Origin of the sequence: Bifidobacterium thermacidophilum subsp. thermacidophilum DSM 15837, from assembly GCF_000426425.1 — a bacterium.
GTDB classification, from domain to species: domain Bacteria; phylum Actinomycetota; class Actinomycetes; order Actinomycetales; family Bifidobacteriaceae; genus Bifidobacterium; species Bifidobacterium thermacidophilum.
In genome coordinates, this window is record NZ_AUFI01000007.1 from 370178 (window position 1) to 392348 (window position 22171).

Annotated in this window: 15 protein-coding genes; 9 read left to right on the plus strand and 6 right to left on the minus strand. The window is 61.9% G+C overall.

Annotated elements, in window-relative coordinates; genetic code table 11:
• Positions 1-113: 113 nt before the first annotated feature.
• Positions 114-1124: a 23S rRNA (guanosine(2251)-2'-O)-methyltransferase RlmB gene (rlmB, locus tag K315_RS0103910; RefSeq protein WP_029576275.1), complete on the minus strand. Its 1011-nt coding sequence runs from the start codon at positions 1122-1124 to the stop codon at positions 114-116.
• Between the two features lie 255 nt (positions 1125-1379).
• Here rlmB and K315_RS0103915 point away from each other — a divergent pair, with 255 nt between their 5' ends.
• The 3 genes from K315_RS0103915 to K315_RS0103925 all read left to right on the plus strand — a co-directional run bounded on the left by K315_RS0103915 (position 1380) and on the right by K315_RS0103925 (position 6855).
• Positions 1380-4376: a cation-translocating P-type ATPase gene (locus tag K315_RS0103915; protein ID WP_029576276.1), complete on the plus strand. Its 2997-nt coding sequence runs from the start codon at positions 1380-1382 to the stop codon at positions 4374-4376.
• Between the two features lie 333 nt (positions 4377-4709).
• Complete coding sequence (locus K315_RS09940) at positions 4710-6047, plus strand: hypothetical protein (RefSeq protein WP_162142810.1); 1338 nt, start codon at positions 4710-4712, stop codon at positions 6045-6047.
• Positions 6048-6114: 67 nt separating this feature from the next.
• Positions 6115-6855 (plus strand): alpha/beta hydrolase, encoded by a 741-nt coding sequence (locus K315_RS0103925; protein ID WP_029576278.1) that lies wholly within the window; start codon positions 6115-6117, stop codon positions 6853-6855.
• A gap of 85 nt (positions 6856-6940) precedes the next feature.
• Here the strand turns inward: K315_RS0103925 and K315_RS0103930 are convergent, their stop codons facing one another.
• A complete protein-coding gene (locus tag K315_RS0103930) occupies positions 6941-9019 on the minus strand; it encodes a cation:proton antiporter (RefSeq protein WP_029576279.1) in 2079 nt (692 codons plus the stop codon).
• Between the two features lie 307 nt (positions 9020-9326).
• Here K315_RS0103930 and K315_RS0103935 point away from each other — a divergent pair, with 307 nt between their 5' ends.
• Positions 9327-9758 carry a nucleoside deaminase gene (locus K315_RS0103935; RefSeq protein WP_029576280.1) on the plus strand — a complete coding sequence of 144 codons (432 nt, stop codon included), beginning with the start codon at positions 9327-9329 and terminating at the stop codon, positions 9756-9758.
• Between the two features lie 80 nt (positions 9759-9838).
• On the opposite strand, the gene K315_RS0103940 is transcribed toward K315_RS0103935, so the two are convergent.
• Complete coding sequence (locus tag K315_RS0103940; RefSeq protein ID WP_029576281.1) at positions 9839-12052, minus strand: alpha-galactosidase; 2214 nt, start codon at positions 12050-12052, stop codon at positions 9839-9841.
• A 363-nt stretch (positions 12053-12415) separates the two neighbouring features.
• On the opposite strand from K315_RS0103940, the gene K315_RS0103945 reads away from it, so the two are divergent.
• A complete protein-coding gene (locus K315_RS0103945; RefSeq protein WP_033520812.1) occupies positions 12416-13261 on the plus strand; it encodes a sulfite exporter TauE/SafE family protein in 846 nt (281 codons plus the stop codon).
• Between the two features lie 46 nt (positions 13262-13307).
• Here K315_RS0103945 and K315_RS0103950 read toward each other — a convergent pair whose 3' ends face one another.
• Both K315_RS0103950 and K315_RS0103955 read right to left on the minus strand, forming a co-directional pair.
• Entirely contained in the window at positions 13308-14015 is a 708-nt protein-coding gene (locus K315_RS0103950; protein WP_029576283.1) for a response regulator transcription factor, read from the minus strand.
• Positions 14016-14057: 42 nt separating this feature from the next.
• A complete protein-coding gene (locus K315_RS0103955) occupies positions 14058-15527 on the minus strand; it encodes a sensor histidine kinase (protein ID WP_161786024.1) in 1470 nt (489 codons plus the stop codon).
• A gap of 426 nt (positions 15528-15953) precedes the next feature.
• On the opposite strand from K315_RS0103955, the gene K315_RS0103960 reads away from it, so the two are divergent.
• Complete coding sequence (locus tag K315_RS0103960; protein ID WP_029576285.1) at positions 15954-16856, plus strand: DUF5067 domain-containing protein; 903 nt, start codon at positions 15954-15956, stop codon at positions 16854-16856.
• Between the two features lie 372 nt (positions 16857-17228).
• Here the strand turns inward: K315_RS0103960 and K315_RS0103965 are convergent, their stop codons facing one another.
• The gene (locus K315_RS0103965) at positions 17229-18470 is read right to left on the minus strand and encodes an ROK family transcriptional regulator (protein ID WP_029576286.1); all 1242 of its coding nucleotides are present in this window, start codon (positions 18468-18470) and stop codon (positions 17229-17231) included.
• A 236-nt stretch (positions 18471-18706) separates the two neighbouring features.
• Here K315_RS0103965 and K315_RS0103970 point away from each other — a divergent pair, with 236 nt between their 5' ends.
• From K315_RS0103970 to K315_RS09385, 3 genes are read left to right on the plus strand one after another with little or no spacing between them, the layout of a single operon-like run.
• Complete coding sequence (locus K315_RS0103970) at positions 18707-19996, plus strand: ABC transporter substrate-binding protein (protein WP_029576287.1); 1290 nt, start codon at positions 18707-18709, stop codon at positions 19994-19996.
• 33 nt (positions 19997-20029) lie between these two features.
• Positions 20030-20968 (plus strand): carbohydrate ABC transporter permease, encoded by a 939-nt coding sequence (locus tag K315_RS0103975; protein WP_029576288.1) that lies wholly within the window; start codon positions 20030-20032, stop codon positions 20966-20968.
• A 44-nt stretch (positions 20969-21012) separates the two neighbouring features.
• The gene (locus K315_RS09385) at positions 21013-21846 is read left to right on the plus strand and encodes a carbohydrate ABC transporter permease (RefSeq protein WP_033520814.1); all 834 of its coding nucleotides are present in this window, start codon (positions 21013-21015) and stop codon (positions 21844-21846) included.
• Positions 21847-22171 lie beyond the last annotated feature (325 nt).

Sequence of the window (22171 nt, forward strand, 5' to 3'; positions counted from 1 at the left end):
GCCTGAGCCATCCCCGACCCCGATACCGTTGCGCTCATTACACAAACTGGTTACACTGAGACCCTTCCCAGCGTAACCAGTTTGTGTATGGGGGTTGTGCGGTTGGCGGCTGGTTACTTGGCGGCCGCTTGCGTTTGCTGTTGCGCGGCTTCGCGACGGGCGCGCGCCACGGCGTACAGACTGATACCGGCGGCGACCGAAGCGTTCAGCGATTCGACCTGGCTGTCGATTGGAATACCGGCGATGGCATCGCACGATTCCCGCACGAGCCTGCTGATGCCCTTGCCTTCGGAGCCGAGCACGACCACAAGCGGATCGGTCTCGAACCCGGTCTCGCCGACGAGCGCATCCCCGCCGCCGTCAAGCCCGACAACGTAGTATCCGCGCTCTTTCAGCGCCTCGATCGCCTTGGTCAGGTTCACGACGCGCGCAACCGGCAGATGGGCCGCAGCACCGGCCGACACCTTCCAGGCCGCGGCCGTGACGGAAGCGGAACGGCGTTCCGGCAGAATCACGCCATTTGCGCCGAACGCCGCCGCGGAACGGATCACCGCGCCAAGATTCTGCGGGTCGGTCACGCCATCCAAAGCGATGAACAGCGGGCGGGCTGCAATACGCATCTGCGGGGAATCGACCTGCTCCATGGCCTTCGCGCGCTTCTCGGCCTTGTCAGCGAGGTCGCGCAACGACGCGTATTCGTAGGGCTGCACTTTGAGGATGATGCCCTGATGGTTGCCGGAATGCGCGATGTGATCCATCTCCAGGCGGTCGGCCTCCAGCAGGTGGAGTCCTTGTGCTGTGGCGATTTTGATGATCTCGCGCGTGCGGTCATCATGCTCGATATGCGAGGCGATATACAGCTGAGTGCTCGGCACGCCGACGCGCAACGCCTCGAGGACGGAGTTGCGGCCGATGACCAGATCGGCGCCGTCGGACGTGTACTTGGCGGCCCGCCGGCGCGCGGCGAGACGCGGATCGGCGGCTTTGCGGCGGTCGGCCGCCTGCTTCGCCTTGTATGCCTTGTGATAGACGCGATTCTCTGCCTTCGGGGTCGGGCCCTTGCCCCGAAGCGCGTTACGATGTTTTCCGCCCGAACCCTTGGTCGGGCCTTTCTTGTTAGCCATACCTTTCATTATCTCATGGCCGATGGAGCAATCGCCGGTCAGAGCAGCCGGGGCCAATGTCGGAGTGTCGTCGGAAAATCGTGGATTTCAGCGTTTCGTGAACGCCTCGGTAGGGGGCGTCTTTGTAGAATACAAGTATTGCGCCGCAGGCAATCGCCCGGCGCCCATAACCGCGCAGCCTTGCCGTGTCGGCATCGTCAGCAGACGCAGCAGACACGAGGGTTGACTACTCCGCGGCTGACTGAGGAGACCATCATGGTTGATCACCAGCTCGATCAATCCCCATCCCGTGCCCCCCAGGCGCAACCAGCCGAAGCCGGTGACCTGCATGCATCCGCGATTCTTGACACCGATCCGTCGCTCACCGACGCATCGGATGTCGCCAAAGCCCTGCATGTCGATCCCGCTGTCGGGCTGAGCTCGCAGGAGGCGAAACGCCGCAAGGAAAAGTTCGGCCCGAATCAACTGGCCAGCGCACCGCCGGTGCCCAAATGGAAGAAGTTCCTCGCCCAGTTCCGCGACCCGCTGGTCTATCTGCTGCTTGTCGCGACGGCCATATCGCTGGTCGCATGGTTCATCGAACGGGCTAACGCGCAGCCCGGCTCATCCACCGAGGCGCTCCCGTTCGACGCCATCGTCATCGTGCTGATCCTCATCGTCAACGCGGTGCTCGGCTACATCCAGGAAGCAAAAGCAGAACAGGCGGTTGCGGCGCTCGCCAGTATGACCGCCCCGCAGACCTCCGTGTTGCGTGACGGTCAGGTGATGCGCATCGACACGTCGGACGTCGTGCCGGGCGATATCCTCATCCTCGGCGAAGGCGATTCTGTCTCCGCTGACGGCAGACTGCTCGCCGCTGCATCCCTGCGTATCGCGGAGGCAAGCCTGACCGGCGAATCCGTGCCGGTCGCGAAGAAGCCCGAGACCCTTGACAGCGCCAAAGCGCTGGGCGACCGCATGAACATGGTGTTCAACGGCACATCCGTCACCCAAGGCACCGGGCGTGCCATTGTCACTGGCACAGGCATGGACACGCAGGTCGGCAAAATCGCCGATATGTTGTCGCGGACGGAAGACGAGCAGACCCCGCTGCAGAAGGAAATGGCACACGTTTCCAAGGTGCTGGGTATCGCCGTGTGCATCATCGCCGCGGTGGTGCTCGCCGCACTCGCGATTATGGAAGGCTTCCACAGCGTCGATGACGTCATCGAATCCTTGCTGCTTGCCGTGTCGCTTGCGGTCGCCGCAGTGCCAGAAGGCCTTGCTGCAATCCTCACCGTGGTGCTGGCGCTCGGCGTCCAGCGCATGGCCAAGCATCACGCCATCGTCAAGAAGCTGTCATCCGTCGAAACGCTCGGTTCCGCTTCGGTAATTTGCTCTGACAAGACCGGCACGCTCACCCGCAACGAGATGACCGTCGAACGGGTGGTTACGCCGAGCGGCGAAGTGCAGTTGACCGGAACCGGGTACGCTCCCGAAGGCCGGATGATTGCCGTTGGTGCCGCTGATGGCGATTTGGAAGTGCCTGCCGATATTCGTGCGGAGGTCTATGCCACGCTGGGTGCCGGTGCCATGGCGAATGACGGCGAGTTGCGTGAAGGTGACAAGCCGGGCACGTGGGATATCGTGGGCGACCCGACCGAGGTATCGCTGATTGTCGCGGCCCGCAAGACCAAAACCGACCGCCGGTTTGAGAACTTCCAACGTGTCGGCGAAGTGCCGTTCACCTCGGAACGCAAGCGCATGTCGATTGTCGCCAAGGACAACGCGGATTCCGGCAAGCTCACCGTATTCGCCAAGGGCGCCCCAGACGTACTGCTCGGCTATTGCACCCGCATCGCCGTGGGCGGCGCGGTCCGGCCGATCACCGAAGGCGACCGGCAGGAAATCCTGCACCAGGTCGAACGGCTGTCGAACGAGGCCTACCGCACGCTTGGCGAGGCATACCGTCCGCTTGACACCCCTTCAATCGCTGATGTTCCGGGCATGATTTCCAATGCGGCAGGCGAGGTGCTTGATATCGCCGACCAGAGCGACGCGTTGGAACGTGACATGATCTGGACCGGCATGGTCGGCATCATTGACCCGCCGCGCACCGAAGTGCGTGACAGTGTGGCCGAAGCGCACCGGGCGGGCATTCGTACGGTCATGATCACCGGCGACCACCCGCTGACCGCAGCGCGTATCGCCAGCGACCTCGGCATCATCGACAAGGGTGGCAAAGCCTTGACTGGCGACCAGCTGGATGCCATGGGCCAGCAGGCGTTCGACAAGGCGACATCCGAAGTATCCGTGTACGCGCGCGTCGCCCCGGAGCATAAGCTCAAAATCGTCGATTCCCTGCAACGGCAAGGCAATATCGTGGCGATGACCGGTGACGGCGTCAACGACGCCCCGGCGGTTAAAACCGCGGATATCGGTGTGGCGATGGGCATCACCGGCACTGAGGTGACCAAGGAATCCGCCAAGATGATCCTGGCGGATGACAACTTCTCCACCATCGTGGCAGCCGTGCGCGAAGGCCGCGGCATTTTCGACAACATCCGCAAGTTCCTGCGCTACCTGCTCAGCTCGAATGTCGGCGAAGTGTTCACCGTGTTCTTCGGCGTGGTACTCGCCGGCTTCCTCGGCATCACCCAGCCGGGTTCCGCGGGCGTCACCGTGCCGTTGCTGGCGACGCAATTGCTGTGGATCAACCTGCTGACGGATGCCGCGCCGGCGCTCGCCATGGGCGTCGACCCACAGACCGAAGACGTGATGAACCGCAAGCCGCGCAAGCTCATCGACCGGGTGATTGACCGCTCCATGTGGGGTGACATCGTATTCATCGGCGTCATCATGGCTGCGGTCACGCTGATCGGCATGGATATGCACCTGTCCGGCGGCCTGTTCACCGACCGTTCCGTCAGCGCCATCGGGCATGACGCGCAGATGGTCGAGGCGCGCACCATGGGCTTCACCATTCTCGTGTTCGCCCAGCTATTCAACGCGCTCGCCTCGCGTTCGGCGCGCCAGTCCGCGTTCGTCGGCCTGTTCTCCAACGGCCGGCTGTGGGGTGCGATCGCGCTGTCTGTTGTGTTGCAGCTTGCGGTGATTTATCTGCCGTTCCTCAACACCGCGTTCGGTACCACACCGCTCAGCGGCGGCGCCTGGCTGGAATGCATTGGTCTGGCAGCCATCGTGCTGGTCGCTTCCGAACTGCGCAAGCTGGTGCTTCGCGCAGTGGAACGCGGCAAGGAATCCGTGAAATGATGCGGCAACAGCCCAGACGGCCAGAGCCGGGTTCGGGTGCGAATGCCGCCAGAATGCGGCAAAGCCCTGATCAGCACTGACAGCGTCCGAGACGCGTTGTGAGGCAGGATTCGCTGATGAATGTGGGACGTCGTGCGGCAATGGCCGGTTTTCCGGTCGCCGCACGACGTCCTCGTATATTGCCGGGTGACTCGGCGTATCTGCGCCCGGCGCCTCATATGGTGAAACGATGGTGACAGCAACCCGCTGAGTGCCGCCCGGCTGTCGGGCGATGAATGATAATTGCTGTTGCGTGTATTGCGTATGTATGGCTGAAATGTGAATGAGGGCATGATGACAGACGACGGAAAGGCGTTATCCATCGATTCCGGGACTTCTGCGGCTTCAGAGGCCTTGGGAATGCCGAAAACCACAGGAAACGAGATTGCCCGGTCACGGCAGGCCACGGAGAAGGCGTCAAGCACGTCGGGGGAGGATGCATTCCGCCAGAACAACGACAGTTTCAATGCTGATGACGACTATGCTGATGACGATCCGTGGCAGGACCCTCTTCATCCTTGGAATGGACTGTATGACCGCGCGCAGGCGTCCCCGCAGCCGGATGACGATGTGATGGCAAAATTGCAACGCGAGGCCGATGGGTCGTCGTTGTCGCCGCAGGCGTCGGCGGCGTATGCGGTTGGGATGTCACCTGTCGAGCGGCAGGAGGCGACGGCTGGCTCCTCGCAACAGTCTGTGCATTCGGAGCAAACGCAGGCGGGTGCCGCCAACGCTGCTGGTGCCGCTGCTGGTGCCGACTCCGACTCCGGCGAGCGATCGAATCTGCGAAATAACCCGGCCGATAGCGACCGCGATAGTGACAATCACCCTGGTCATGCGGGCGAACCAGCGGTGCATGAACATGAATTCCACGCCGGCGAAGGGCGTGACCCGCACGCTTTGGCGGCACCCAAGCCCAAGCGCCAACGCAAGCCGATTGCCGCGGAACGCTGGATTGCCGGCGGCGCGGCGCTGAGCTCACTGTTGTCCCTCGCCGCGGCATCGTGCGCGACATTGCGCGCGGTCGCTCCCGGCAAGCTGTCTCAACTGGCGGTATTGCCTGTATCCGCTTACACCGCGATTGGCTGCGTGTTCGCGGTTCTGGCCATCATTCTCGTCGTCGCCGCCCGCGTGGCGGATTCGAAACGGCGCAAGGGCGGTCATGCGGGTACTGCCGCCATCGTGCTGACCGCCTTGGCCGGCGTGTTGATCGCCAGCGCACTGGTGGTCGGCAACTTCTTCCCTGACGGCATCATCAAGGCTTCAGGGCGTGATGATGCCCCGGTCAACAGCGTGTCACGCATGGAAACCGATATCGAGGCGGCGACTGAGCGTTGCTCCGACGGCTGGCAGTCCATGGATGTCAGCGGTTACCCCGGCATCAGCGCGGTGGCGGTGTGCAAGACCACACGGATGGCGTTCGTCACCTTCGACAGCGCGTCGGCCGCTTCCATATACCGCAGCGCGATCACGTCGAAGATCTCGTCCACGCTGGACGGCTACTCCACCGACTCGCGCGCCCAGGGCGACTGGCGCATCCTCAGCGGCGAACGCTGGATCGCCTTCGGCCAGAAATCCGACATCGAAGCCCTGCACGACCAGTGGGGCGGCGCCATCAGCACCGTGCAGTGAGCGTTGTCTCCCGAATATGATGCCGCCAACGGATAGTCGCGGACAATTCGCGGGTATATTGGGCGGTATGAGTGAATCTTCGCAGCTGGTGGGTCGTGAATCGAACGTAGTGCCGGGGCGGTTCGGCGAACCGATGCAGGTGCGTGAAGCCCAATGGTCGCGCGGAGGCGGCAACGCGCAGCCCAATCGTCCGGTGCTGCTGTGCTTGCACGGCTGGGGGTCGAACGAGCAGGATCTGGCGGATATGATGCGCTACGTGGCTCCCTACAACGATTTCGTGTCGCTGCGTGCGCCGCTCGTCTTGCAGGAGGAGCACGGGCCGGTCCCGGGTGCCTACACATGGTTCCATGATTGCGTGCCGACCGGCGAGGATCTGGACCGTGACGCTTTCGCCGCCGCCAACGCGATTGACGCGTGGGTGTCGCAGCATATCCCCGCAGAACGTGACGTGGTGCCGATCGGCTTCTCCCAAGGTGGATTGCTTGCGATTCACCTGCTGCGCGTACATCCGGAACGGTACCGTGCCTCGATTTCACTGTCCGGATTCCTTGCTCCTGCACAGGTTCCGGGCACCACTCCCGCGGATGATCGGCTCGCCGACCTGCAAATCCCGACCTTCTTCGGCTACGGTCAGGCCGATACCGTGATTCCAGCGTATGAGATCCACGCGATGTCCGCATGGCTGGAGGAACACACCTGGCTGACGGAGAAAAGCTATCGCGGGCTTGATCACGCGGTGAGTCTGCAGGAGTTCAACGATTTGCGCCAGTGGCTGATGCTGCACAACATCACGTCCGGTATGCTGTGAGCCGCGTGGCGGCGGCGAGGAATCGTGGGCGCTCGGCGAACGGGCCACTGTGCCGTGCGACGAGCGCCGTTGTGTGAGGATTCGCTCACACGCCGGAGTCCGCGTCCACCTGCATCACATACACGTTGCGACGCAGGTGCCTCAACTGGGCGCGATTAATCCGTCCGTCCTCGAACAGGTCCTGGATGATGCCCAGCTCAATCGCATAACTGTTGCGCTTGACATCCTCCACCTCGTTGATGGTCTCCGCGCTGCGCTCCATATTCGGCCGGTTGCGCAGGGAAGCCTCGGCACGCTGATAATCAAGGATCAGCGCCGAACAATCCTCGGTATTGTAGGTGCCCGCATGCATCTGCTCATACAGCTTGCCGATCACCACATGAATCGCCTCAAGCTGGGTGACGCGCACGGCCGCGTAGATTTCATCCTCGCTCATCAGCGGTGCCGTGCGCAGAATTTTGCCGTAAATCCGCCGCGCCAACAGGGATACCCGGCGTTGCAGCGCGCGGAACCGACCGCGAATCTGCGAGACCGCCTGCGAATTTCTTGACCCCGCTGTCGCATGGCGCAACGTGGTCATCAACTGGTCGAGCATGCGCTCGCAGGCTTCGATATGCAGGTCGCGCTGGTGTGTTGCCGCCGGGGTTGCGGGCTCCTCGTTTTTCAGGTCGATGATCCGCTGCTTGAGGAAGTCTTTCTCCCATTGCAACGCCTCGATTTGCAGGGCTTCGAAGCCTTGCGGGTCGGCGCTGCCGATGCGGTGCTTGAGCCGGGTGATGCGCTTGGTGTATGAGTCGATGACCGCGAGGACGGCTCGCCGGTTCTCCGGGGTGACGCGGCGGGCGAGCTCCTCCACGGTCTGGCGCAGCACTTCCACGGTGATGTCGTCCATCTCCTTGGTGCTGTGCAGGTGGGTGGGCGCGAGCAGCGGCAGCAGGAAGTTCACCAGCAGCAGGGTCACGATGATGACGCCGGCAGCCACGAATATCAGTTCGTCGCGCATCGGGAAATCGGCGCCATCGGCGATGGTGTACGGGATGGTGAACATCAGGGACAGGGTGATGGTGCCTTTTGGCCCGCCGAAGGTCATGATCGCGGCGGAACGCCACCGTTCCGAGGTCATGCGGCGTCGCCGTCCGGTGCGCTGGTCGCGGGCGATACGCAGCATGGCGGCCACCCACACGAACCGCATGGCGACCACCACAACGGATACCAGTGCGATGATCCCCAGCAGCATGGTGTTGCTTTTCGTGGGGTCGGCCCATGTGGTGCCCAGTACGTCCGGCAACATCATGCCCAGCATGATGAACACGGAACCGTTCAATGCGAACGACAGCACCGCCCACACGCTGGATGACACGATGTTGGTACGGGCGACATCCGGGCCCACACCGCTGCGATCATATTGAGCAATCAGCCCGGCGGCTACAACCGTGAGAATGCCAGAAACGCCGACCGCCTCCGCGCCCAGATACAGCAGGAACGGCAGGAGCAACTCCATCAGGATGCGTGACGTGGTGGTTTCCCAGCCGAACGAGCGCATCAGTCCGAACAGCCAGTTGGCGAAGACTCCGAACGCCAAGCCGAGCAGGGTGCCGCCGAGGAAGGAGACGACGAACTCGCCGACGGCAGCGCCGACCGAGAATGTACCGGTGGTCGCCGCGAGGATTGAGAACTGGAACCCGACGATGCCGGAGGCGTCGTTGAACAGGGATTCGCCTTCGAGAATTCCGTGCTGGCGTTCGCTCAGGGTGGCCTCGTGGCTGAGCGATGTCACGGCGACCGCATCGGTCGGGCCGAGCGCCGCGCCCAGTGCGAGGGCGGCGGCAAGCGGTACCGCGGGCCAAGCGGCGTGCGTCACGTAGCCGACGGCTACCATGGTGGCGATGGCGAGCCCGATGGCCAGCGAGAGTGACAGTTTCAGGTTCTTCAGCAGCGAGGTCTTGTTGATGCTGCGCGCCTCGAGGTACAGCAGCGGCGCGATGAACAGCACCATGAACAGTTCCGGGTCGAGGGTGACATCTGGGAAGAACGGGAGTTGCGACGCGATTGCTCCCAGCACGATCTGCACGAGCGGCGTGGATACTTTGGGAATGAACCGGCTGAGGAATGATGACACCACGACCGCGCCGACGATGCACAGTACGAGGGTCAGTTCCGTCATGATGCCGCCTTCCTTGGACTGGTAAGCAGTGGGCGTGGGCTGTGGTGCGTTGCGTTGCCGTTTGGGGTTGCCGCATGGCACGCACGAATACTTCCAGCGTACCGGGCGCAGGTGATTTTTTATTCGCTGCGTGCTGAGGAATAGTTGTGGACTGACTGTAGGCAGACCGTGTGCTGATTGCGTATCAACTGGAGATAGGCGGCACGCAGATTGGGCAGGTGGCTGGTGCGCGAAGCTTGCCGCTAGACTGGCTGATATGGCGGAAACGGGAAGTCGTGCAACGGTAAGCGAGACGCTAGACGGGCCGATGCGGCTGGCGCTGGGTCTTGCGCGCGAGGCTGCGCGTGAGGGGGAGGTGCCGGTCGGGGCGGTGGTCATCGGTGCTGATGGCGCTGTCATTGGTCGTGGCCGCAACCTGCGCGAGCGCGGCGGCGATCCATTGGCCCACGCCGAGGTCGAGGCAATGCGTCAAGCCGCTAAGACCTTGGGGAACTGGAATCTTGCCGATTGTACGCTAGTTGTCACCTTGGAACCGTGTCCGATGTGTGCCGGAGCGTGCCTGCAAACCCATATCGGGCGTATCGTGTTCGGTGCGTGGGATGCCAAATTGGGTGCATGCGGTTCAGTGTGGGATATCCCGCGCGATCCGCATGTCGGCTCATTCCCTGAAGTATATGGGGGAGTATGCGAGGACGAGTGCGCACGTCTGCTCGCGGATTTCTTCAGCCTCAGGCGGTGAATTGGACCGTCTCGGCTGAGATATCACGTCATGTCACACGCGCGCACCCCAAGCGCACGCATGTGACATGACATGCGAAGTCACACCCGCACGGCCTCGAACAGCACGGCTTGCGCTGGGTGCAGGCTTGGCGGACGGACGCCATAGGTTTCAAGCGCGACCGCAGGCAATGTCACACCGTCGGCGGTCCACCAGCCGAGCGCGGACTGACCGTTGCCGATGCCGTCGGCGTCGAGATCAAGGCTGACCGATAGCGGCTTGACCTGGTACACGGCATCCGCGTCGAGTCCGGGAAGATCGACCGGTGCCGCCGGGTAGGTCTGTGACGTGGTCAGCTGCGTGAAACGGTACACGGCGTGCGAGCGGTCGGCGCTGACAATGCCGTCCAGGCGCACTGCCGGATCCGCGGTATCCGCATGCACTGTCGTCCCGGTTTCGAACATAGAGCGATGCTCCTTGTATGCGCGCACCCACGCGGCCAGTTTGTCCAAGTCCTCCTGCGGCTCCTTGAGCAGATTCCATTCGATACCCATATGCCCGAAGAACGCCATATCCATACGCAGGTCTTGGCTGGTCGCGCGATGCGTCGAATGTGCGGGGCTGGCGCCCACATGCTCACCGATCATTTCGGGCGGCACCAACAATGACGTGTAGCGCTGGATGTCTGCACGCTCCACCGGATCCACGCAGTCGGATGCCCAGACACGGTCGGCGTAGCGCAGGATGCCCAGGTCGATACGGCCGCCGCCGGAGGAACAGCTTTCGATTTCGAGTCCGGGATGCGCGAGTTTCAGATCGCGGTAGATTCGGTATACGGCGAGCGTCTGTTCGTGCACGGCTGGCTTGCCGGAGCGCGGGGACACCGCTTCGGTGACGAGCTTGTTGTGATCCCATTTGATGTAGTCGATGCCCAGTTCGCCGACCAGATGGTCCATCGCGCCGAACACGTAATCGTACGCGTCCGGATTGGTCAGATCGACGACTTGCTGGGAACGTCCCTGCATCGGCAGGCGGCCGGGGGCGGGGCGCAGTACCCAATCCGGGTGGTTGCGGAACATGTTTGAGTTCGGATTGACCATCTCCGGCTCAAACCACAGGCCGAACTCCATGCCCTTGCTGTGCACGTAGTCGGCCAACGCCTTGAGGCTTTTTGCGCCGTCGGGCCACACATCCTGTGAGACCTGCCAGTCGCCGAGGCCGGCGGTGTCATCGCGCCGGGCGCCGAACCATCCGTCATCCACGACGAACCGCTCCACACCGCTGTCCACGGCCTTGTCCGCGAGTCGGACAAGCGTGTCATAATCATGCTGGAAATAGACGGCTTCCCACGTGTTGAGGATGACCGGACGCGGCTTGCTGGCGAGATTCGGGTGCTGCGCGCGCACGAACTCGTGGAAGCGGTGGGCGATCTCGTTCAGCCCGGTGCCGAACGCGCCATACACCCACGGCGTGGTGTATTGGCCGCCATGCTCCAGTGTGATTTCGCCGCCGAACAGCTTCTCGCCGCCGCCAATCACACCCTGCGTGTAGGGCAGACGTTCTGCAGACAGCACGCTGTTGCCGCTCCAACCCACATGCACGGAATACACGTCGCCGTGTTCGAAACCGAAACCGGGAGCGCCGGCGGTCAGGAGCAGGGATGCGTCAAAGTCGGGGCGTCCGGCCATGGAAAGCTTCTCGAAGCGGCCGACGGTGAGTGGTTGGCGTTGTGGCGAACGCTCGTGCAGATGGTGGCCGGTGGTGGTGAGGATTTCGACGGCCTGCTGGGGCAGGGGATAGCCGAGTTCGATGCCGTTGACGTCCAGGGTGCCGTCGCCGAGATTGGTGACGGTGGCGCACTGGCGGATCAGGCCGGAATCGGTCAGTTCGCAGGTCCAGTGCAGGGCGACCTGCTGGTCGGCGTCTTGCATGTCGACGCTGATCATGGAAGCGCCCTCGTTGTCGCCGACGGCGGGGCTGATGGCGATAACGGAGAAATCGCAGAAGGTCTCACGGCTGTCACGGCGGAGGTCAATGCGTTGGGCGCCGATCCACGCTTCGGCCTGCGTGGGCAGGATGCTTGGCCAGGCGGTGTTGTCCAGCGCGCCGGACACGCGTTGCGGTTTGAGTGCGTCATACAGGTGCACGAGGGTTTCCGGGTGCGTCAGTGGGCGCCCCCAGTGGACGAACCGGGGGAGGGCCTTGCCTGGGAAAATCAGTGCGAACGCTACGTTGGCAGCGGCGTTCTCCGCGTACACGGCGGTCAGGTCGGTGCCGTCGTTCGCTGTTCCGGGGATGATGGTGATGCGCGTCATTGCACTCCTTTGGTCGGTCGTTGCTGGCCTGTAGTTGTCGGCCTGCCGTTGTCCGTGGATGGGCTGGTACTGTACCGGTTCAGTGTATCGTATTCATCGAATCCGCTGACCCGGTTTCTTCGCAGCATGGTATGTGTTCCCGTTTTCCTTGTCCTATGTCGCGTGTCGCCTGCACTGCGCAAGAAAAGAATCGAGGTGCAGGTGTGCGTTGCCGGACAGTCGTCGGACCGACGCCGGACAGTCGTCGCGGATAGTCAGGAGATGAAACGACGGCACTCTGCAGAGGACATACGCGCTACAGTTGGCGCCAAATCACACTGCGCATCACGCATACCTATGTACGGGACGAGAGAAAGGACAGCCATGGCGTATTCCAACACCCAGGACCATGACGCGCTTGGCGGCAATCTGCCTCGCCGTATCGCGGCGCTTATGGTGGTGGGCATGCTGTCGGGCCTCATGTCCGGCCTGTTCGGTATCGGCGGCGGGACGATTATCGTCCCGGCGCTTGTCTGGCTCGGCCTGACGCAACGGCATGCGGTCGCCACGTCGCTCGCCGCGATCATACCGACGGCCATCGCCGGCGTGATTTCGTACGCGCAATCCGGCCATGTGGACTGGATTGCCGCACTCCTGCTCGCCTGCGGCACGATTATCGGCTCGCAACTCGGCAGCTGGCTGCTGTCACGATTGCCGGAAATGGTGTTGCGCTGGGCGTTCGCGGCATTTCTCGTATTCGTGATTGTCTCGCAGATCGTCGGCACACCATCGCGTGACGGCACGATTCATATGACGTTCCTGACCGGCGCTCTGCTGGTGCTGCTCGGCGTGTTCGTCGGCACGCTGTCCGGCTTGCTCGGTATCGGCGGCGGGGCGATTGTCGTGCCGGCGCTGTCACTGGCGTTCGGCGCGAGCGACCTGGTGGCCCGCGGCACGTCCCTGCTCATGATGATCCCGAACGCGATCGCCGGCAGTGTCGCGAATGTTCGGCGCGGCCTGGTCAACCTGCGTGATGGCTTGATTATCGGCGTGGTCGCGGCATGTCTGACCCCCGCCGGCACGTGGATTGCCGGCTCTATCAGCGCTCGCATGGGCGCCAACCTGTTCGCCGTCTACCTATGCGTGATCGGCGTGCGTTCCGTGTGGGCCGCCGTGAACGTGACCCCCGCCTTGGCAAAACGGCTCCCGCACCGCAATGCCGAACGCTGACAGCAGCACTTCAGACGGCGCTTGCCTCCCGCTTTACTTTCCGTCTTCACCTTCCGGCCCGTTCCACCAGCCTCGCCAGCTGCACCCGGTTCATGCTCAGGCGTTCGCTGGCGCTGGACAAATGCGCTTTTACTGTGCGTTCGGATATGAACATCCGTTCGGCGATTTCCTGATTGCTCATGCCTTGCGCTGCGAGAATCACGGTTTCCCGCTCCCGCTCGGGTAGACTGTCGAGCATGCGTCTGGCTTCGTCCTCGCGGGCGTTGAGGCGTGCACTCGACATATCGTCCAGCAGCTGGCGTTGCGCGGCCTGATTGAATTGCGGTTCGCCGTCACGCACGGCGATGATGCGTTCGATGATGGTTTGCGGTGCGTCGGTTTTTGAAATGAAGCCTTCCGCACCCATTTCCACGGCGCGTTCCACCGTGCGTTGCGGGCTGAGCGAGGTGAGGATCAATACGTGCGTGCCCGGGCTGACGCGTCGCACGCGGTCGGTGGCTTCGATCCCGTCCATGGCGGGCATGTCGATGTCCATGAGCATGACATCGGGATGGTCGCGTTCGGCGGCGGCAACGGCCTGCACGCCGTCCGCGCAGGTGTCGAGTACGCGGATCCGGCCGCGGGAATAGTCCTGCAGGATCAACGCCATGGTCTGGCAGATCATGGGGTCGTCATCGGCGATGATCACGGTTGCCGGGGCTTCACCGCCTGCCGCCGCACCATCTGGCTGTTCCGTCTTCTCTTGTGTCCGCACAGCTCCATGATACCGGGAATGCCGATACCGGCGATTCGCTGTTCAACGTGCGGTGCCCATTCCCGGGTGTTTCGCTCCGGATGCCTGTTGCGCGGTGTTTCCCGGCGGAAGTGTCACGTCAAGATGGAAGACGCCGCGCTGGTCGGTTCCCCACGTACAGGTACCGCCGAAGGCCGCCACGCGTTGGCGGATGCCACGCAAGCCGTTGCCGCCTGCGGGCTTGGCGTCGGGTTTGTTGCTGGTCTCGTTGCCGTTGGCAGCCGTGTTCCTGATGTCGCTGCCGCTCCCGCTGCTGGTGGCATGCCCGGGTGTCTGCACGCCGGTCGGATTGCTGATATGCACGCCGATGCCGTGCCCGGCGGAACAGGTGACCTCCAGCTCGATGGTCTGCCCGGGGGCGTGCCGCCGCGCGTTGGTGAGCCCCTCCTGGACTGTGCGGTAGGCGATTTTCGCGATATCCGGGTGGATGGCGCCCATGTCCTGGATGTCAATCCAAGTGTCGATGTGCGCGCCCGCGGCTTTCGCGTCGGCAATCAGGCCGCTTAATGATTCACGCGACAGTGACGTGGTGTCGTCCGGTCCGAGCGTTTGTCGGGCTTTGTTCGGATTGCGCAGCAGATCGATGATGCTGTGCGCTTCGTCCAACGCTCCCGCTGCCTGCTTGCGGATATCTTCGGCGCGCTGTGCGATGTCATGCAGCTGCCGGTCGGTGATATTGCCGGCTTCAAGCGCCCCGCATTGCACTTGCAGTGCCGAGGCGTTGACTGCGATAAGCGACAGGCTGTGCGCAAGCGTGTCATGCGCCTCCGTGGCGATCGCATCCGCCAGCTGCTGGTTGGCGAGGTCGGATTGCAGCATCTGCGCGCGATCCTGCTGTTGCGCCGCCTGCCGCTGGGCGCGCCGGGCACGTGAAGTGTTGCGGTTCGCTACGCCGACAATTACCGCGATGGCGATGGATATCACGGCGAGAAGCAAGCCTGACCACAGCATGCTCGGTTGGCTTGCCGCGTGGACGACGTGTCCTTGATCGTTGGTGCTGGACAACATGGTGCCGATGATGGAGTATTCGGCTGGCATCAAGGCATCGCGCAGGCGGGAGATGACGGTTGCCGCGCTGCTGAGCGCGATGAGTCCGTAGATACGGCGATCCGGGTCGCGACGAGCAATCAGCGCACTTTGTGCCATAAGCGTGGTCAGCGGACTGATGGGCAGGCAGATGGTCACGATGGTGGTAATCAGGCAAACGAATTCCGGTTTCTCGTCGCGGTTGCGCAGCAGGAAGGGTAGTGCGGCACCGGCAACCAAGCCGATCAACGACCAGAACATGCCGATATCGTTATGCCATGCGGACATGCCTTCGTAGATGAACGCCGGTTGCACGATTCCGCAGGCAATCGCACATGCGAGCATCACCGTTGTGATGGTGATGCGGCGGGTTTTCCCGTTGCCCGATGCGCCAGTATCGGTTCTTTCGGCGTGCTGCCGGGGCATCGTGTACGGGTGTTGCGCCATGTATGGTTGTGGTTGTGGTTGCGGTTGCTGAGGTTGCGCCGGTTGCGCTGGTTGCTGAAACCGCCGGGGTTGCTGTGTCGTGTACGGCTGCCGGTACTGGTATGCACCTTGGAACGTGCCCTGTGATGGGCCGCCGCCGTAACCATATGGTGATTGATGCCCGACTGGTGCGGATGGCATAGCACGAGGTGTCTGAGGGGCTCCTGCTGTCCCCAATGACCCGATGGTCCCCGCACCCATCTGCTTGTTGGGTTCGCCGCCCGGATACCCTCCTGCTTCGCTCATGCTGTCCACTGTACTCAGTGAATTGTCGCGCCGCCATTGTCCTTTCGGGCATATCGGCACGGCCTGTCGTACACTTTCCGCTTCTCTTCCCAACCCGTAGCGTGGGGATTGTCCTGATCGGAAGAGAAAAGCGAGGATGACATGGACGACAACCAACAGTATGGGACTCAGCCGTACGGCAGCCCTCAGACCGTATATTCACCGCAGCCGCAAGCTGCACCCACGATGCCGGCGACTCCTGGGGCGCTCCCGCCGAACACCGTGTACCCGCAGCCTGTGCCAGGCGGCGACCCGGATGATGACGTCCCGCGCAAGCTGAGTGCCAGCGCGGTCGCCGGTCTGGTCCTCGGCATTATTGGCATCATCTTCAGTTTCATCCCGATTATCAACAATGTCGCGTTCATTCTCGGCATCATCGGTCTGGTGTTCGGCATCATCGGCTTGGTCGCGACCAAGCGTGGCGGCAAGCGTCGCGGCAGGGGACTTGCGATTGCCGCCGTCGTCCTGACGGTGCTGGCGATGGTGATTACGCTGGTGATGCAGCAGGCGACTGGCAAGGCGCTCGATGATGCGCTCGGCACGTCTTCCACCACATCCCAGTCTGCCTCGTCTGGCGCGAAGAAGGACAGCGGCGATTCGTCGTCTTCTTCAGCTGCGGCGTCCGGGGCGCAGGATACTGAGGGCGATCTTGGCAAACTTCATGTCAAGATCGTGTCTGCCGCCAAGTCCGGGGCCGACTATAACGGCCAGCCGACCGTGCTGGTGACCTACGAGTGGACGAATAACACCGACAAGAACCAAGTGTTCTCGGTGGCAACGTCGGCGAAGGCCTTCCAAAACGGCAAGGAGCTTGACATGGCGATCTATACGGAAGCGCCGGCTGGCTATGATTCCAACGCCAGCCTTCAGGAGATTCAGCCCGGTGCCACCCAGCAGGTGAGCGTTGGCTACGTGCTTCAGGATGATTCGCCTGTGGATGTTGAAGTGAGTGGCACCCTTGACTTCTCGGGCGCCAAGGTCTCGCACACCTACCAGCTGCAGTAGGGGATGCGGCGCGGGTCCTGAATGCGGTTCGGGGCTGTGTGGTCGACGGTCTGTCGGCTGCGCAGCCCCGTCATCGTGCGAGGATCGGCTCACAAACTGGCGGGTTGGGCGCTCCGAATCGCTGATTTAGCGGTTTCCGGTGCCCACTTTGTGAGGATCCGCTCACACAATGGCAGGTGGATGGCATCGAAACTGAGAATTCGACACGTCTGAGCGTCATCGTGTGAGGATGCGCTCACAAACTGACCGGTAGAAACACGATTTCGCTTGTTTGACCGGCCCTATACAGTCCGTTGTGTGAGTGAATCCTCACACAACAGCCTGTGAAATACATGGGGCACGATTGGCAGCGCGCGCCATGGCCACCCCGCCTCACCCGATATACCGTGCGATCGCCCGTGCGGCCGCGGCTTTCGCCCAGCTTTCCCAAGAGAAGTCAAGGATTTCGAAGTCGACGGTCGCCGCCTGGCTGGGGCGATACCAGTTGATGCCGCTGCGAATCGATTCTTGGTTCATTTTCGCGAGGAACGATGATTCCCCGCTGATCAGCACTTTTGACGGCATCGCGAAGTTCGCGACCGTAGACACCAACACGCCAAGGCGGAAGCACAGGCGGTTGAGCAACTGTCGTGCCTGCGCGGTCCCTTCCTGTGCGTCGGCGGCGAACTGGTCGAAGGTGACCATATGCCCCACCATGCCTGAATATTCCTCGGCCAGCGAATCATTGGTCAGGCATTGCGAGCAGCCGGTGTGACCCGCGTAACAGCGTGGCCCTTCGGGGTCCACGAGGATATGCCCGGCCAGCCCATAGCTTTTATCAGGGTAGTCCACAGGCATGCCGTCCTCGGCGAGCGAGTACCCGACGCCCGCACCTATCGTGACCACAGCGAACCGTCGCACGCCGATGCCGGCGCCGAACCAGCTTTCATACAGTAACAGCGAATCGAGGTCGTTGAACACCGCTGTGGGCAGCCCGCTCGTCTGTTCAATCGCCCCGGCGGCATCGACCCGCCCGTCCCAATGCAGGAAGGGAGCATACGTCACATACCGGTCGTCTTCCGCATGCCCGCCGAAGCTCATCCCTACGGCTACCGGGCTCGGCGTGACGTCCGAACGGTATTTGCGAATCGCCGTGCCGATGGTCGCGGCGACATCCTGCGGCTTGGTGGATTCAAGTGTCACCGTGCGGCATGGCCCGACCGGCCGGCACAGCGCGTCCACAGCCACAATACTCGCCTCGGAGCCGTGGATATTGATGCCGAGGAAAGTGCGCTCGCCGGCGCGCAACCGCAGATTGGTCTGCGGGCGGCCGCGTTTTTCGCGTGATTCTTTCGGTATGAAGTCTTGCGGGAGTCTGCCTTGTTCTGTGGTGTCACCGGGAAGTTCTTCGATGACACCTTCGTAGATCAGGTCGCTGGTGATGCGCGACAACGCCCCTTGTGACAGCCCGAGAAGTTGGGCCAGGGTCGTGCGTGCGATGGGCCCGTATTGTGTAATGGCGCGGGCCACCCGGTGGGTTTGCGGGGAGCCGGTGAACCATTGGACGTCTGTCGTGTGTTCATGCTCATCGCCTGATTCCGCGGTTTTCCGCGTATCCGTCTCGTGTGTCGTCATCACTGCTCCTTGCCTGTGGGGTCCATCGCCGGCGTGCGAGGATACGTCCTTGTTCTCATGGCCTCGCATCTGATATCCTGCATTTTCTTTCTCAATACATTAAAATACCGTGTTTTTCTTTCCTCATGCAAGAGGCGCGCAGGGGCTGGGAATGAAATCCGCAGTCGCGTATGCTTGCAATCACAAACAAAGCCGCGGCGATGGTGTTGCGGTATGGAAGAGGCAAAGGAGTCTTCATGAAGACGGATTCCCATTCAGGACGCGGAACGCTCAGGTCGGTACTTCGCAGGGCCCTCACCGTGGCATGTGTCGCGGTGATGGGTCTTGGCGCCGCTGGGTGTGGTGCGTCGAACGCGCAGACGGTGACGTTGGATTTCTTCCAGTTCAAGTCCGAGGCCGCCGACCAGTTCAAGAAGATGGCGGAGGAGTTCGAGAAGGAGAATCCGAACATCCGCATCAACATCAATAATTCCGCGAACGCGCAGACCGATCTGCGCACCAGGTTCGTGAAGAACCGCGTTCCGGATGTCATCACGTTCAACGGCGATATCAGCTTCGGCATGTTCGCCGCCTCCGGTGTGTTCCATGATTTCACTGACGACCCGATTGTTGACGAACTCAATCCTGGCATGGTCCAGATCGCCAAGAACCTGGTACAGACCACCGACCCGGCGAAGAAGCGTCTGTATGGTCTTCCGTTCTCCGGCAACGCATCCGGCTACATCTACAACAAGACGCTGTGGCGTAAGGCCGGCGTTGATCCGAACAATCCGCCCAAGACCTGGAACGAATTTATTGCCATGCTGAAGAAATTCAAGGCTGCGGGTATCAACCCGGTGCAAGCCAGTGTCGCGGACGCGTGGACCACCCAGGCGCCGCTCGCCTCGCTCGCCGGTACGCTCGTCCCGGAATCCGAGTACACGAAACTGAAGGAAGGCAAGACCGACTTCAAGACAATCTGGACCGAAACCGCGAAGAAGGAAGTCGAAATGTACTCCTATTCGACGTCCGACAAGGGTGTCACCTATCAGGAGGCCACCCAGAACTTCGCGAAGGGCACGGCGGCGATTATCCCGCTCGGCACGTATGCGATTCCGCAGATCACGATGATCAACCCTGATATTGACCTCGGGTTCGCGCAGATGCCGGCCAGCAACAACGCCAAGGAGCAGAAGCTCACCGCAGGCGATGACGTGATGCTCACAATGGGCGCCGACACCAAGCATCCGAAGGAAGCCATGAAGTTCATCAAGTTCCTGATGAGCAAGAAGCAGCTGAACGCCTACGCGAAGGCCCAGTCCGCTATTTCCCCGCTCAAGGACACCTACTTCGGCAACAAGGCGCTGGAAGGCATCCGCCCGTTCTTCGAAAGCAACGACGTGGTTGACTTCTGCGACCACTACATCCCGTCGTCCATCAACCTCGGCGGCTACCTGCAGACCATGGTGATCAGCGGCAACGTCCCCCGCTTCATCAACTCGATGCAGAAGGAATGGGACAAGGTCCAAGCTCGCACGGTCGAGTAAGTCGAGTAATCGGACATGGAGAAAGGAAATAGCATGTCTGCAACAGTCGTATCGTCGAAGCAGCCGGCGGCGTCGGACAAGCCGGCTAAGAAGCGCAAGACCGCGTTCTCCAAGCGCAAGGTCGACCGCGCCTACTACTGGATGACCGTCCCCGCGGCGATTATCTTCGCGGTGTTCCTGTATGTCCCGTTCATTCGCGGCATCGGCTACTCGTTCACGAACTCGCAAGGGTACGGCAACTTCAAGTGGGTCGGCCTGCGCAACTACCAGGCGTTGTTCAGCGATGACCGCGTCGGCCACGCCTACCTGTTCACCTTCTTCATCGCCATTATCATTACGGTGCTGATCAACGTGATCTCGATGTTCCTGGCGGTGTTGCTGAACAGCAAGATCGCGTTCAAGAACGGGTTCCGCGCGATCTTCTTCATCCCGTACATTCTGGGCACGCTGGTCATTGGCTACGTGTTCAAGTACATCTTCATGACGCCGCTTCCCGCGCTCGGCAAGGCGCTGGGCATCGGCTGGTTGTCCGAATCGATGCTGACCAGCGAACAGTATGCCTGGGTTCCTGTGGTGTTCCTCGCCGTATGGCAGGGCGTCGCCTACTCCACGCTGCTGTACATCGCCGGTTTGCAGACCATTGACGACGAACTCTACGAGGCCGCTTCAATCGACGGTGTGAATGCGTGGCAGAAGTTCTGGAAGATTACCTTCCCGCTGATCGGGGCGTTCGTGACCATCAATCTCGTGCTGTCGCTCAAGAACGCGCTGGGCACCTTCGACCAGGTGGTCGCGTTGACGGAAGGCGGCCCGAATTCCTCCACCGAAACCGTGACCTACCTCATCTGGAAGGGTGGTCTGACCGGCGGTGAATACGCCTATCAGACAGCCAATGCGGTGATCTTCTTCATCGTCCTCGCGATTGTCGCGTTCATCCAGCTCGGATTCTCGAGAAGCAAGGAGCAGATCTGACAGCCGTGCGCTGAAGCCCGACTGACAGAGGGGAAAGGAACATCATGAAAGACAAGACATTCCACAAGGATCATCGGATTAATTGGTGGCTGACCGCACTGACCGTGGTGCTGGCGCTGACCGTGCTGATCCCGCTGTATTTCACCATCGTCACGGCGTTGAAGACACCGGCCGAGGCGGGCACCTTCAGCCTGCCGACGTCCTGGCAGTGGCATAATTTCGCGGATGCTTCGGCGAAGGTCGATTATCCGCGGGCAGCGCTGAATTCCGCGATCATCACGGTGGCCGCGGTGGTGCTCACGCTGCTGACGAACACCTTCGTGGCGTACGCCGTCGCCCGCAACATGGACAAGCGCTTCTTCCGCTTCCTGTACTACTTCTTCATCGCCGCGATGTTCGTGCCGTTCCCGGTGGTGATGCTGCCGATCGCCAAGCAGATGGGCGCCTGGCATCTGGACAACCAGTTCGGTCTGATTCTGCTGTACATGACGCTCGGTCTGGGTACGAACCTGTTCATCGCGACCGGCTTCATTCGCTCGATCCCGCCGTCGCTCGAGGAGGCGGCGCGCGTGGATGGCGCGAGCACGTGGAAGATCTTCTGGAAGATCATCTTCCCGCTGATGAGCCCGATCAACGCGACGATCGGCATCCTGACCGCGCTGTGGGCTTGGAACGACTTCCTGCTGCCGCTGATTGTGCTGACGGACCAGTCCAACCAGACGATTCCGCTCGCTCAGTACGTGTTCAGCTCGCAGTTCGCGACCAACTATCCGATGGCGTTCTCCAGCTACCTGATGGCGATGGCCCCGATCCTGATCGTCTACGTCTTCGCTCAGCGCTGGGTCGTCAGCGGTGTGATGAGGGGCGCCGTGAAGTAAAGGAAAGCCCAGTGGGCTTTCCGTTCACGGCGCCGGGCGGGGTGCGCCCCCCGCCCGGGAAAAATGTGGTCGGCCGTAGGCCGCCCAAAATTGCCGGATCCCGTGAAGTAAGGGAAAGCCCAGTGGGCTTTCCGTTCACGGCGCCGGGGCGGGGGATAGTCCCCGCCCCGGTAAAAATCCCGCCGACCGTAGGCCGTCAATAATTGCCGGATCCGGTGAAATAGACGAAAGCCCTCATCGGACAACGAGTTCGGCAATCCCGAATCCGGAAAGCCCAATGGGGTAAGGAAAGCCCGCCGCCTTCCTACTCTCCCCATCCACTTCC

Excerpts from the sequence above, each read along its gene's own strand:
- K315_RS0103970 (WP_029576287.1), top strand. The coding sequence starts at position 18,707 with ATGAAGACGGATTCCCATTCAGGACGCGGAACGCTCAGGTCGGTACTT.
- K315_RS0103915 (WP_029576276.1), top strand. The coding sequence starts at position 1,380 with ATGGTTGATCACCAGCTCGATCAATCCCCATCCCGTGCCCCCCAGGCG.
- K315_RS0103975 (WP_029576288.1), top strand. The coding sequence starts at position 20,030 with ATGTCTGCAACAGTCGTATCGTCGAAGCAGCCGGCGGCGTCGGACAAG.
- K315_RS0103960 (WP_029576285.1), top strand. The coding sequence starts at position 15,954 with ATGGACGACAACCAACAGTATGGGACTCAGCCGTACGGCAGCCCTCAG.
- K315_RS09385 (WP_033520814.1), top strand. The coding sequence starts at position 21,013 with ATGAAAGACAAGACATTCCACAAGGATCATCGGATTAATTGGTGGCTG.
- K315_RS0103955 (WP_161786024.1), bottom strand. The coding sequence starts at position 15,527 with ATGGCGCAACACCCGTACACGATGCCCCGGCAGCACGCCGAAAGAACC.
- K315_RS0103930 (WP_029576279.1), bottom strand. The coding sequence starts at position 9,019 with ATGACGGAACTGACCCTCGTACTGTGCATCGTCGGCGCGGTCGTGGTG.
- K315_RS09940 (WP_162142810.1), top strand. The coding sequence starts at position 4,710 with ATGACAGACGACGGAAAGGCGTTATCCATCGATTCCGGGACTTCTGCG.
- K315_RS0103940 (WP_029576281.1), bottom strand. The coding sequence starts at position 12,052 with ATGACGCGCATCACCATCATCCCCGGAACAGCGAACGACGGCACCGAC.
- K315_RS0103945 (WP_033520812.1), top strand. The coding sequence starts at position 12,416 with ATGGCGTATTCCAACACCCAGGACCATGACGCGCTTGGCGGCAATCTG.
- rlmB (WP_029576275.1), bottom strand. The coding sequence starts at position 1,124 with ATGGCTAACAAGAAAGGCCCGACCAAGGGTTCGGGCGGAAAACATCGT.
- K315_RS0103965 (WP_029576286.1), bottom strand. The coding sequence starts at position 18,470 with ATGACGACACACGAGACGGATACGCGGAAAACCGCGGAATCAGGCGAT.
- K315_RS0103925 (WP_029576278.1), top strand. The coding sequence starts at position 6,115 with ATGAGTGAATCTTCGCAGCTGGTGGGTCGTGAATCGAACGTAGTGCCG.
- K315_RS0103935 (WP_029576280.1), top strand. The coding sequence starts at position 9,327 with ATGCGGCTGGCGCTGGGTCTTGCGCGCGAGGCTGCGCGTGAGGGGGAG.